Origin of the sequence: Pedobacter frigiditerrae (assembly GCF_032678705.1) — a bacterium.
In the GTDB taxonomy this organism is placed as follows: domain Bacteria; phylum Bacteroidota; class Bacteroidia; order Sphingobacteriales; family Sphingobacteriaceae; genus Pedobacter; species Pedobacter frigiditerrae_A.
The window spans coordinates 2190873-2202848 of record NZ_JAVTSS010000001.1; the positions used below are offsets into that span (position 1 = coordinate 2190873).

The 11976-nt window shown below is 33.3% G+C and carries 13 protein-coding genes; 4 read left to right on the forward strand and 9 right to left on the reverse strand.

Features of this window, described 5'->3' with window-relative positions; all coding sequences use genetic code 11:
• Positions 1–115 precede the first annotated feature (115 nt).
• Entirely contained in the window at positions 116–565 is a 450-nt protein-coding gene (gene smpB / locus R2Q59_RS08565) for an SsrA-binding protein (protein ID WP_316767848.1), read from the forward strand.
• 118 nt (positions 566–683) lie between these two features.
• Here the strand turns inward: smpB and R2Q59_RS08570 are convergent, their stop codons facing one another.
• A complete protein-coding gene (locus R2Q59_RS08570) occupies positions 684–1340 on the reverse strand; it encodes a protein-L-isoaspartate(D-aspartate) O-methyltransferase (protein ID WP_316767850.1) in 657 nt (218 codons plus the stop codon).
• A 205-nt stretch (positions 1341–1545) separates the two neighbouring features.
• Here R2Q59_RS08570 and R2Q59_RS08575 point away from each other — a divergent pair, with 205 nt between their 5' ends.
• Positions 1546–2226, forward strand: a complete 681-nt coding sequence (locus R2Q59_RS08575) for a hypothetical protein (RefSeq protein ID WP_316785176.1) — start codon at positions 1546–1548, stop codon at positions 2224–2226.
• On the opposite strand, the gene priA is transcribed toward R2Q59_RS08575, so the two are convergent.
• Both priA and R2Q59_RS08585 read right to left on the reverse strand, forming a co-directional pair.
• Complete coding sequence (gene priA / locus R2Q59_RS08580; RefSeq protein WP_316785178.1) at positions 2223–4700, reverse strand: primosomal protein N'; 2478 nt, start codon at positions 4698–4700, stop codon at positions 2223–2225. The two genes, R2Q59_RS08575 and priA, sit on opposite strands and share 4 nt — an antisense overlap.
• On the reverse strand, positions 4700–5083 hold the full coding sequence (locus tag R2Q59_RS08585; RefSeq protein WP_316785180.1) for a DUF423 domain-containing protein: 384 nt from the start codon (positions 5081–5083) through the stop codon (positions 4700–4702). The genes priA and R2Q59_RS08585 overlap by 1 nt, the downstream gene beginning before the upstream one ends.
• Positions 5084–5173: 90 nt before the next feature.
• On the opposite strand from R2Q59_RS08585, the gene R2Q59_RS08590 reads away from it, so the two are divergent.
• Both R2Q59_RS08590 and R2Q59_RS08595 read left to right on the forward strand, forming a co-directional pair.
• Positions 5174–6745 carry a hypothetical protein gene (locus tag R2Q59_RS08590; RefSeq protein ID WP_316767856.1) on the forward strand — a complete coding sequence of 524 codons (1572 nt, stop codon included), beginning with the start codon at positions 5174–5176 and terminating at the stop codon, positions 6743–6745.
• 14 nt (positions 6746–6759) lie between these two features.
• Entirely contained in the window at positions 6760–8175 is a 1416-nt protein-coding gene (locus R2Q59_RS08595; protein ID WP_316767858.1) for a DUF5723 family protein, read from the forward strand.
• On the opposite strand, the gene tsaB is transcribed toward R2Q59_RS08595, so the two are convergent.
• The 6 genes from tsaB to R2Q59_RS08625 form a co-directional block, all read right to left on the reverse strand.
• Complete coding sequence (gene tsaB, locus R2Q59_RS08600; protein WP_316767860.1) at positions 8172–8861, reverse strand: tRNA (adenosine(37)-N6)-threonylcarbamoyltransferase complex dimerization subunit type 1 TsaB; 690 nt, start codon at positions 8859–8861, stop codon at positions 8172–8174. The genes R2Q59_RS08595 and tsaB overlap by 4 nt on opposite strands.
• Positions 8862–8914: 53 nt before the next feature.
• Positions 8915–9145, reverse strand: a complete 231-nt coding sequence (gene yidD / locus R2Q59_RS08605) for a membrane protein insertion efficiency factor YidD (protein WP_316785182.1) — start codon at positions 9143–9145, stop codon at positions 8915–8917.
• Positions 9132–9527: a ribonuclease P protein component gene (gene rnpA / locus R2Q59_RS08610; protein ID WP_316785184.1), complete on the reverse strand. Its 396-nt coding sequence runs from the start codon at positions 9525–9527 to the stop codon at positions 9132–9134. Before rnpA ends, yidD begins: the two co-directional genes overlap by 14 nt.
• A 65-nt stretch (positions 9528–9592) precedes the next feature.
• Positions 9593–9751, reverse strand: coding sequence for a 50S ribosomal protein L34 (gene rpmH, locus R2Q59_RS08615; RefSeq protein WP_055133745.1), 159 nt, complete (start codon positions 9749–9751; stop codon positions 9593–9595).
• A 477-nt stretch (positions 9752–10228) separates the two neighbouring features.
• Positions 10229–10963 (reverse strand): LytR/AlgR family response regulator transcription factor, encoded by a 735-nt coding sequence (locus R2Q59_RS08620; protein ID WP_316785186.1) that lies wholly within the window; start codon positions 10961–10963, stop codon positions 10229–10231.
• The gene (locus R2Q59_RS08625; RefSeq protein WP_316785188.1) at positions 10941–11948 is read right to left on the reverse strand and encodes a sensor histidine kinase; all 1008 of its coding nucleotides are present in this window, start codon (positions 11946–11948) and stop codon (positions 10941–10943) included. The genes R2Q59_RS08620 and R2Q59_RS08625 overlap by 23 nt, the downstream gene beginning before the upstream one ends.
• Positions 11949–11976 lie beyond the last annotated feature (28 nt).

The window sequence follows — 11976 nt, forward strand, 5'->3', positions numbered from 1 at the left end:
TAAAAAACAATTTAGACAATTATTTACTTATATTTTAGAAATGGTTTAAAATAAAGGTCTTATTTAGATTGGCAATGTTTATTTCTAAAGAATTACCGATATTTGTTTTTACGATATGAAGAACGACATCCAAATAAAAAATAAGAGAGCATATTTTGATTACCACATATTAGACAGTTATGTTGCTGGTATTGCACTTTTAGGAACAGAAATTAAGGCGATTAGACAAGGTAAAGCGAATATGACAGATGCCTTTTGTATGTTTATTGGAGATGTTTTATATGTGAGAAATCTCCACGTTTCAGAATATAGCCATAGTTCTTTTCACCATCACGATATTAAAAGGGACCGAGTTTTGCTCTTACATAAGAAAGAATTAAAGAAACTCAAAATTAAAGGTGAGGAGAAAGGTTTCACGATAGTTCCATTAAGGATTTTTACCAACGAGAGAGGCTTTGCTAAAATGGAAATTGCTATTGCTCAAGGTAAAAAAGAATTCGATAAACGCGACAGCATTAAGGACAGAGAGAGTAAACGTGAGATGGACAGGGCGATGAAAATCTAGTTCATTGGGATCACTGGTTCATTGGCTCATTTGTTCATTGGCTCATTGGCTCATTGGTTCATTAATAAGTTGCAACTAGCCCAATGAACAAATGAACTATTTCAACAAATGAACTAATCTACCAAGCTTGATCTCCTACTAAAGGCACAAACCTGAACGTATCTAATTCGATTCTATCAAAATCATTTTCGCTGACACGAATTACCGTAATCATTTTTTGAGTCTTCTCATCTCCTACTGGGATAACTAGAATCCCACCAATTTTAAGCTGTTTTAATAAAATTTCAGGAACAAATGGCGCACCGGCCGTTACAATAATTTTATCGTATGGAGCATATTCTTCTATACCCCTTGAGCCATCTCCTAAAAAGAAATTAGCTTTATAACCCATTCCAGGCAGCACTTTTAAGGTATGGTTATAAATATTTGGTTGGCGTTCTATGGTATAAACTTTTGCACCAACTTCCATTAAAATACAGGTTTGATAACCAGAACCAGTTCCAATTTCTAAAACCTTATCACCTTTTTGAATGTGTAGCAATTCGGTTTGATAAGCAACTGTGTAAGGTTGTGAAATGGTTTGTCCATCACCAATGGGAAATGCAATGTCTTTGTAAGCCTGATTCCAAAAAGTTTCATCAAAAAAGAAATGTCGAGGAACTTTACCAATTGCTTTTAAGACTTTTTCATCTGTGATACCTCTATCTTTAAGTAGTGCGACTAACTTCTTTCTTGCTCCCTGTTCTCTGTAATTGTCAACGAATTTGTATGCCATTTCATTTCAAAAATAGCTGTTTAAACTTAATGAGAATAAATTTTTATCCACAAATGTATTACTGAATCTCTAACAGACATAAAATCAACGTTAAAATTTCTCTAAGTTTCTTGATTATTGGCAATTCTTATAAAGTATAGTAAATGGATTGCTTTTAAATGCTAAATAATTTCTACTTTTAGATTCGAATTTACTTTTTTGGCTTATGAAAAAAATATTACTTATCATAGTTTGTGCATTCTTATATTTCGATGGATTTTCTCAGGTTGAAGGAAATTATAATTATAGCATTGGCATAAGAGGATATTCTTTAATGCAAATGCCAAAAATTTTAAACCAAACTAATTCACAAGATTATACTGACACTTATTTAAATGGTTTTCTTGTTAAATTCAATGATAACCAAATAAGTCTTCGCTTAAATGGCAATTACTTTAGAAAGAATGTAGACTTCCTTAATCAATGCGAAAATTGTGAAATTGCAACAGGGAAAATGACAGATTTCGGCTTCAAAGTAGGCTTTGAAAAAAACATAAGTTATGCTAAAGTGCAACCATATTTTGGTGGCGACCTAGGTTTTAGGGCCAACCATTTTACGGGAGAGATTAAAACTGCTAACCCAAAAAGCACTAGTGCTCCATACAATGTTGATTCAGATAAAAATGGTTTTATTCTAGCCCCAGTTTTAGGGCTTAAAATTAATCCGATTAGCCAAGTTTCTATTTTCGCTGAAACAAGTTTAGATTTCTATTATTCTTACGAGCGCCAAGAAACAATTCAGCAAAATGCAGATAACACACGTTCATTTGTAAAATATAACAAATGGGAGTTTTTATTAAACCCAATCTCAGTAGGAATTCAGATACATCTTGTTGGAAGAAATTAATAGGGATCTACATCGATCTGAGTAATTACACTTTTAAAGTCTTTTTGCGCATTAAAATCTTTAATAGTATCTTTTAATACAGTTTTAACCTTTTGAATTGGTGCAGTTTTTTCAACCTTAATAATAATTTGCTTGATATAGTAATTTCTAATTCTCGCAACCAAAGGCTGTTCGGGTCCTAAAATCCTATTCCCCAATTGAGCTTTTAAAGCATTGGCTAAACTTTGTGCAGCAATATTTAAAACATTAGAGTCTTTGTGCTTTACGTTGATGAATATTAAACGAGTAAAAGGTGGATAATTGAACTGTTTACGTTCTATCATTTCATCGTTATACATCTCTGTATAATTATTCTCTATTACTTGTTTAATGATCCGATGAGAATCATCATAAGCTTGTATACAAACTTTACCTTGTTTATCTCTTCTACCTGCCCTACCAGCAACTTGGGCTAACAACTGATAGCTTCTCTCAAAGGCTCTAAAGTCTGGATAATTGAGTAAACTATCGGCGTTTATTACACCAATTAAACTAACATTATCAAAATCTAATCCTTTGGCCACCATTTGTGTGCCTATTAAAATTTGAGTTTTCTTATCCTGAAAATCGGAGATGATTTGTTGCATTCCATTTTTAGTCCTGGTACTATCTAAATCTAAACGAGCAATTTTCACATCAGGAAAAATAAGACTTAACTCCTCTTCTATCCTTTCTGTTCCAAAACCTTTTTGCTCAATATGTACTGAACCACAAGCAGGGCAAATATTAATACTACTTTGATGATAACCACAATAATGACAGTGTAACTTACCACTTGTTTTATGATAGGTTAAACTTACATCGCAATTAATACACTTTGGCGCATAACCACAGGTAGCGCAAATTAAAATAGTTGCATATCCTCTTCTATTTTGAAATAAAATGATTTGTTCCTTATTCTCTAAAGCAAGTGTCATGTCATCAATTAACACACTTGTAAAATAAGAAGTCATTTTTTTACGTTTGGTTTCTTCAGCTATGCTAACCACTTCTTGCAGTGGCAATTGAACACCTCCAAATCGCTCATTTAAAATAACTAAGCCATACTTTTCTGTTTCTGCATTATAAAAGCTCTCTATCGATGGTGTCGCAGAACCTAGTATTACTTTTGTTTGATGTAAATGACCAAGAAAAACTGCAGCATCTCTGGCTTGATATCTTGGAGCAGGTTCGTGCTGTTTATATGAAGACTCGTGCTCTTCATCAACCACAATTAATTTTAAATCTTTAAATGGCAAAAAGACGGCCGAACGTGCCCCTAAAACAACTTGATAAGAGCCATTTAAGACCTTGTTCCAAATTTCAACCCTTTCGTTATCGTTAAATTTAGAATGATAAACACCTATTTTATCACCGAAGTATTTTTTGATCCGTTCTACTATTTGCGTGGTCAATGCAATTTCAGGCAATAGAAAAAGTACTTGTCCGCCCTGTGCAATAGCCTTTTCTATTAACTTTATATATAATTGAGTCTTTCCAGAAGCTGTAATACCGTGTAGCAAAACCACGTCCTTATTTACGAACTGCGCTTCGATATCCGAAAATGCTTTTTGTTGCGCCAAACTTAGCTCAAAGTTAACTTCAAACTCATCTTGTGAATCATTTAAACGACTTACTTGCCTTTTCTCAACGGTAAAAATATCTTTATCAATCAATGCTTTTAAAGTTGCTTGACCACTACCAGATTCCTCTAATAATTTTTGTTTAGGAATGGCTATCTCACTTTTTGAAAGTTTCAAATAAGCCAATAAAGCATCCAATTGTTTTGGTGCTTTTTCTAAAAGAGAAAATAACTGTTTTAAGTTTTCTTCCTCCTTATAAAAAGGATTTAGAGAAATAAATGACTTTAAAAGCGGTCTATATTTTTCAATGACCTCTTCTGCAACGTAAATCACTTCCTTACCAATTAAAGAATTGATAATTGGGTAAACTGTTTTTTGACCTAATAATTCAACTACATCATCAATGCTAATGCGTTGCTGTTTATGCAATACATCAACTATTAAACTTTCTTTTTCTGTTAAGTTTAAATCCAGTGGTAATTCTTCTCGGAGTACTAAAATAGTTTCACTAGCCAGTTTCAGCCCTGTTGGTAATGCTGCTGCCATTACATCGCCTTCGTTGCATAAATAATAAGCTGTAATCCAGTCCCAAAACTCAAACTGTTTTGCTGTAATGACGGGAATTTCATCCACAACATCGATTATGTACTTGGCTTGATAAAATTCTGGTGGTTGCTGGCCAATACTTTTAACTAATGCTGTATATATTTTATGTTTTCCAAATTGAACAACTACACGTTTACCTACTGCAACTTTATCATTGAGTTCAAATGGTACACGATAAGTATAATTTATAGCTAATGACAAAGGCAATATCACTTCTACGAAAAGCGTTTCCCTTTCAGAAAAATCTAGTGAAGTTGCAAACTGCATTATTTATCTTTTAGTGCGGCAAGGAATAAACAAATCCAGCCTATTATAAAACACAAACCGCCAATTGGGGTAATTGGACCAATGAATTGAGCAGAAAAGTGGTAAATATCTTTTAATGCTAAAACATAAAGAGAACCAGAGAATAAAATAATTCCCAGTGTAAAGAAGATATATGAAAGGCTAATTAGTTTGTTTTTATAACGAGCAAAGGTAGAAAGGTATAAAAGTGCAAAAACGTGGTAAAACTGGTATTCGACTCCTTTTTGCCAAATTTCTAATGATGGTGCACTAACTAATGCTTTAAGACTATGCGCACCAAATGCACCTAAAACAACAGCTAGTCCACCTAAAAAAGCGGCAGTAAGGATTATACGTTTGTTCATGAGTAATCGGCTTAATATAATTGCTAAATTAAGAAAATGCCCTTATAATCTCTGTAATACCAAAATTAAATTAAATTTGTAGTTACGGTCATGAGAAAAATATACATAACATTAGGAGTTTTATTATTGGGGGTAATTGCAATGGCCTATTTGTATTTTTCTAACTTAAATACAGAAGCAAATGCAAATAACATATCTTTAAATGCAGTTGCAAAAGAGGCTAGCCTTATCTTCAGTTTTGATAACGATAAGAGCTTTTATGAAATATTAAGTGGGCAGGATTTACTTCAAAATGTTTTGGGTGAGAAAAAATCTAAAAATTTAAAATCCTTAAGAGAAAACCTTCTTGAACACAATGAAGTTTTTAATCAGTTAGAAGGGCAAAAGATTTATATTGGGATATTACCTGGGGTAGACAACACTATTGATTTTTTAATCAGCACACAACTTAATGCCAATGCAGACCCATTAAAAATATTAGACAACCTAAGGTCAAGTAAAATTCAAGTAGAAAAGATAAAAGATACCTACAAGTTGAATTTTATAGATAGTAGCAGTTGTTTTATTGGCATTAAAGATAAGTTGGTTCTAATTTCTAATTCAGCATCTACAATTGAAGACAATTTTACAAATCAAACAACTGAAAAAGGGTTTGTGGATTATGTGAAAGCAAATTCTAGGTTCAATAAAAACACTTTAGCAAATCTGTATATCAATTTTAATAACACACCATTATTACTCAAAAACCTTCTAAATAGCAGTTTAACAGGAGAACTCCATATTTTCAGTCAGCAAAATACTTATGCCGCACTAAGTTATAATTTTAGTAAGGAAAAGCTATTATTTAATGGTAATACGGACATAAATGATGATAATTACTTCAAGTTATTTTCTAAAATACCAGAGCAAAAAACAAACATCAATGTAATCCTTCCCACAAAAACAGCCAACTATACCATTTATGCGCTAAATGATTATAACAGTTGGCGAAAACAATTAATTGAATTACAAGCCGACAGAAAAGAAACTGAAAAACTTAATAAAAACATTGCAATCATCAATCAAACCTATAGACTTGATTTAGAGCAAATTTTCATTAAACACTGTAACCGCCAATTTGTAAGTTTTCAGTTGAATACTGGGGAAAAATTTGGAGCAATAGCCTTAAATGATGGAGAAAAATTAAATCAACTTTTATTAGACTTAAGCGCAGAGTACGCAACAGATATAAGGATTTTTAAAGACGCAAATATACCTTACATCTTTTTTGGTGATCCATTTAAAAAGTTCGAAAGACCATTTTATACCATAATTGATAATTATTTAATAATGGCAAACAATGCAAGCAGCATTAACTCATTCTTAAATAGCTATAGAAATGGAGACTTGTTAATCAACAATGAAGATTACAGAAGTTTAACCGATCAACTTTCTACATCAGCCACCATATCATTTTATGTTAATAATAAGAATTCAAATGATATTTTCGGAAGAAACCTAAAGAGGCCGTATTACAAACAATATCAATCTAATGCAGGATTTAAGGCTTTTGATGCATTTTCTTACCAACTCTCTGGAGGCAATGGAAGATTTTTAAGTAATGTTTTGCTATACAAAAGGGCTGAGAAAGTTATTTTGCCAGATACTTTAAATACAAATTAGTAAGTTAGATAATTATGAGAAAAAAATACTTTTTAGCATTAGTCTTATTACTTGTAATCAGTAACTTAAAGGCTCAGCAGTATGCATTATTTAATACACGAACAATGTTCGATGCCTTTGAAAATCCAGCTGCAAGATCCTTTACACTTGACAGCTCTGGCAAATTTGCCTCTAATTTGTTTTTCCCAAATTTCGCTATAAATGCCGCTCACAAAGGCAGTGCTGATGATGTAATTAGAAAATTAGCAAATACAGGAATATATGACACTGGAGACATTCCTTTAGGTGCTGGAATAAGAAATAAACTCTTTCAAAGTTCTAATGTTTATTTAGCTACCTTCAGAATTTTTAGCTCGTATAAGTTCAATCAAGAAATTGGTTTTGCTTGGCAAGTAAGAACGGATGCATATGCAGATTACACAAATGAAACGCTCGCCATTCTAGATTCTTACAAAAAATTTGAAGCAGGGCCTTATGAAGATGTCTTTAACTCTAACGCTTATCAGCAATCTTATCATCAATTTAGCGTAAGTATTAGAGAAAACTGGGATAAAAGGTTAGCCTTTGGGTTAAAATTAAGCCTATTAAGCGGTATAGCCTATAATAAAATTGATATTAACAATTCTTATTTTTATCTAGACCAAACCAACAACCGTTTAGACATAGGCGTTAACGGAATGTATAAAGGAACTTTCCTTTACGAAGATGAGATTGAAAAGAAAATGCTCGTACCAACTTTTAAAAACCCAGGGTTATCTGTAAGTCTGGGTACAACCTACGCTTCAAGAAGCGGTTATTTTTTAATGGGAAACATTAAGGATTTAGGTTTTATTAGGTGGAACAAAAAATCTCATTTTGCTAAATTTAATACTATAAAAACCATAAATAATGCATCAACTGCTGATGTTACTGAAGAGGTAATGGAAATTGCGCAAGATGCAGATGAACAAAAGAGTTTTGTTACACCAACAAATGCAAAGGCAGATTTTTTAATTTCAAGAACATTTAATTTTTACAAACCTAGTTTAGTTATTTCTAAAAATTTGTTTCACCAAGGTGGAGATGTTGCATTTATAAACACATTTAAAACAGGTAATTTATCTGCAAGTGTAACACCCGTATATAATTTCAACAAATTCATCATGGTTGGTGTTCAAGCAATGTACCAAACACCAAACTTTGAATTTTTCTTAGGCACTGATAATCTTGGCAAATCCATTTCACTAGGGAGGGGTATAAATAAAGGCGATGCGCTAGTTGGAAAAGGATATGTTGGTGGCTCTATTTATATGGGCCTAGGGATTAAGTTTGGGCGTACAGTAAACCATCCTATGAATTTGAGCACAATGCCTGGTGTAAATGGTGAAAGGACTTACAAGGGATTCTTTAGAAGTATTTATGATTTCTTTGTAAAGCCAAAGCAGTTTTAGAACAGCTTGTTTTTTGGAGTAGTAAAAACAAAATCTTTCAAATAAAAAGGCTCAAAATAAGCCACATCTTCAAAGTTCTCATTATCAAAAGCTGCATTTGCTAAGTTGCTCATGTTGGCAGCTGAGTTGAAGTTAACATCCGAAAAATGTGCATTTTGATGTACCAAAACAGGTGCACATTTGGCAGCGCCATCTCCAATAAAAGTTAAATAATTGTTATCAAGCTCTAATACAAAGCTTTTTTCATCTACAATTTTAGCATTAACCGTCTCTATTTGATGAAGGTGGTTATCATAAACTGCTGTAAAAACTTCCATCCTCCTAGCGTCTATCATAGGGCAAATTAAGCCACCATAGTTTGGGTGTTGACTTAAAAATCCATTTGCCATCATTTGCAATGTATTAATTGCAATTAAAGGTTTATCTAAAGCAAAACACAATCCCTTAGCGGTAGAAACGCCGATTCGCAAACCTGTATAAGATCCAGGACCTTTACTTACTGCAATGGCATCTAAATCTGTAAATTTCAAACTAGCCGACTTCATCACATCTTCAATAAAAAGTGTTAAGCTAGAAGCATGAATATTTTGAGCTGTTTCTTCCTTTAATGCAATTGTTTCTCCGTTAACAGAAATTGCAACAGAACAAACTTGGGTAGCGGTTTCAATTTGTAAGATGGTTGCCATTGCTCAAATATAAGAAGGTAAAATGGAAAATGTAAAATGGAAGATGTTTTTAACTAAGGAACTGGATCATGGCCGTGTTTACCCCAAGGATGACAACTAGCAATACGCTTTAAAGTAAGCCAACCGCCATAAAATGGCCCATGTTTTTTAATGGCTTCTATACCGTATTGAGAGCAAGTTGGTGTAAATCTGCAGCTAGCTCCTAAAATTGGCGACAAGAGTAACTGGTACAGCTTAATAATACCTAAAAACAACCAAGAAAATAACAACTTAATTATTTTCATCTCCTGTAAATTGACTGGTTAACTTTTTCAGGGCAATAGCAAGTTTCTTTTCGAAAAACGTATAATCATAATGCTCTTTTCCAATAAATTGTAGAGATAACAATAATAAATCTTTGCGACTGGCTAAAGCACTATACAATAAAGCTTCTTTCTGCAAGCGATATGCTTCACGAGTTCTCCTTTTTATTAAATTACGGTCTACCGCGTGCTTAAAACGCTTTTTAGCCACATTAATAACCACTTGAGCAGGATATTGATGTGGTTCTTCTGTAAAAAGAAAAGTTAGCCGAAATGGATATAATAAAAAAGAAGAACCGTTTTTAAATAGCAAGTCTAATGACTTTTTGCTACATAACCGTTCTTCTTTGTTAAATTTGTTCATCTTTTTGATTGCATTTTGTGCAGCGTAATCTAACTGCTAACACCTAAATAGGTGGCAATCAAAAATTATGCTTTATGACGACGCTCGTCAGAAACTGATAATCTTTTTCTTCCTTTTGCACGGCGAGATGCTAATACTCTTCTACCGTTTGCTGTAGCCATTCTTTCGCGGAAGCCATGCTTGTTTCTTCTCTTTCTTTGCGAAGGTTGGAATGTTCTTTTCATAACTGTATAATATCTTAACTAGAGTTTTTAAATAAGAGGTGCAAATATAATGCGATTTTTCTAAAAAAGCAAGAGGCAATTAGTTTTATTTTTTATTTAGTCCGAAAGTCGGAAAAGTCCGAAAGATTATTGCTCAACAAACATTAAATTCTCTTGTAGAAAAGCAAAGCTAGTAATTCTTTTGAAAGTGTAGTCCCGCCCCCGCTTCTGCCGACGAAGAACGGCATCTCGCTATGGTCGGGTTTAAAATGCAAGTTTTGTGCAAAAATTAAAGTTCTCCCTGCAAAGTGCGTTGAAAAATTTTTGAGCTTGCTAAGGCTGCCTGAGGGGATGCCATCACCAAGAACTGCTGCCTTTGTTATATAAACCCGACATTCGTGGATGCCATCCCGATTTTTATCGGGTAAATGGCAGCAACATTGGCGGGGCCGAAATAACCTATGAAACACTGACACAGTTTTTCAAAAAATTAGAATCTTACAATCCCAATGCTGCCTTCAATTTCACATAACCAGTTTTACTTACTGGCAACCAAATTCCTGATTTTAAAAGTACTATATAGCTCTCTTTTTCCTTCAATTCTATTTTGGTTACCTCAGCCAAATTAATGATATACGAACGATGGATACGAATAAACTGATTCGGGTCTAATGTCTGCTCAAAGAAGCTCATTGTTTTATTTTTATGGAAATTGCCTTCTGTGGTATTTAATTTCACATAATCATCATCAGCTTCAATATAGTTAAGTTCGCTAACTGGAATTATTTTTATTACCCCAGCATTTTTTACCACGATTCTATTGTTCTGTGCAGGCGATAAAGAAGCACTTTCTAATAACTCATTACTTGTTTCTCCTTTAGCCAATTTAGCAGGTAATTTCTGCATAGCTTGGTCAAAACGAACTTGTTCTATTGGTTTTAGCAAATAATCAACTGCATTTACCTCAAATGCTTTAATGGCGTACTCATCAAATGCGGTTGTAAAAATAACTGCAGGATGATTTTCTACCAATTCGAGCATTTCAAAACCACTTATTTTTGGCATTTGAATATCTAAGAAAATGAAATCAGGTTTATGTTGCGTAATCGCTTTTAAGCCTTCAAAACCATCGCTACATTCGGCAACAATTTCTATATCTGGATACGATTTCAAATAGTGCTTAACCACATCCCTTGCTAAAGCTTCATCGTCAATTAGTATCGTTCTTATCATCTTTTTGAGGTATTTTAAGCGTAGTAATGTATAAATTATCGTTTTGTGTTTCTGTTTGCAGCAAGTTGCTATCGGCAAATAACAAATATAATCTTCTTCTAATTGCCGACAAACCAAATCCTGTCCCCTTACTAGCCTTCATTTCTGGGTCATAAGGATTAGAAACACAGATAACCAATGCTTGATTTTCTAGTTTTACCCGCATTGTAATAGTGATAGCTGTAGATGTGTTGTACAAACCAAACTTAATGGCATTTTCTACTATCGGCTGTAATAAGGTTCCTGGCAAACATAAATTTAAAGTATCTTCTTCAATTTGCACATCAATATTTAACCTATGACTAAAACGAACTTTTTCTATATCTAAATATAATTGAATATACTCCATTTCTTCAGCAACGTTTACCCAAACTTCATCATCACGCTTTAAAGTACCACGCAAAAATGCAGCTAGCTTGGTAATCATTGTTCCTGCTTCAGTTGGATTTACAATGGTTAACGCATAAACAGAATTTAAGCTATTGAATAAAAAGTGGGGTTGCAATTGGTGTCTTAACTTATTCAGCTCTGCTTCCTTTGCTAAATTTTGAGCAGCTAACAACCTATCTTGTGTGGCAGATTGTTCTTCAACTCTGTACCATAAAATATTAGCCAAAGCACACCAACTTAAACACAAAAAGACGATTAAAGCTCTATAAGGAAGTGAAAATTTCAAGAACTCTACATAATCAATCTCTCTGCTAAAAATGTAATTAAGGCCATATTTAGCCAAAAAAACAACCACCAAAGTAAGTACGATGGTTAGCAGCAACAAGAATAACATTTTCTCATTTTTAGGCTGATAATAACCCAGCATGTTACTTAGTGTTATACAGCCAATGGCCAATAGACCATTACTAAGAATGCTATCGGCCAAGGCAATTTGCCAAGAAAAATCTAAAGTATAATAGATTAGAAAGGCACAAATTCCAATCCAGCTAAGCAATATGATGCTACAGACGGATTTGATTTGT

Coding starts and splice junctions, on each gene's coding strand:
- smpB (WP_316767848.1), top strand. CDS start 116: ATGAAGAACGACATCCAAATAAAAAATAAGAGAGCATATTTTGATTAC.
- R2Q59_RS08570 (WP_316767850.1), bottom strand. CDS start 1,340: ATGGCATACAAATTCGTTGACAATTACAGAGAACAGGGAGCAAGAAAG.
- R2Q59_RS08575 (WP_316785176.1), top strand. CDS start 1,546: ATGAAAAAAATATTACTTATCATAGTTTGTGCATTCTTATATTTCGAT.
- priA (WP_316785178.1), bottom strand. CDS start 4,700: ATGCAGTTTGCAACTTCACTAGATTTTTCTGAAAGGGAAACGCTTTTC.
- R2Q59_RS08585 (WP_316785180.1), bottom strand. CDS start 5,083: ATGAACAAACGTATAATCCTTACTGCCGCTTTTTTAGGTGGACTAGCT.
- R2Q59_RS08590 (WP_316767856.1), top strand. CDS start 5,174: ATGAGAAAAATATACATAACATTAGGAGTTTTATTATTGGGGGTAATT.
- R2Q59_RS08595 (WP_316767858.1), top strand. CDS start 6,760: ATGAGAAAAAAATACTTTTTAGCATTAGTCTTATTACTTGTAATCAGT.
- tsaB (WP_316767860.1), bottom strand. CDS start 8,861: ATGGCAACCATCTTACAAATTGAAACCGCTACCCAAGTTTGTTCTGTT.
- yidD (WP_316785182.1), bottom strand. CDS start 9,145: ATGAAAATAATTAAGTTGTTATTTTCTTGGTTGTTTTTAGGTATTATT.
- rnpA (WP_316785184.1), bottom strand. CDS start 9,527: ATGAACAAATTTAACAAAGAAGAACGGTTATGTAGCAAAAAGTCATTA.
- rpmH (WP_055133745.1), bottom strand. CDS start 9,751: ATGAAAAGAACATTCCAACCTTCGCAAAGAAAGAGAAGAAACAAGCAT.
- R2Q59_RS08620 (WP_316785186.1), bottom strand. CDS start 10,963: ATGATAAGAACGATACTAATTGACGATGAAGCTTTAGCAAGGGATGTG.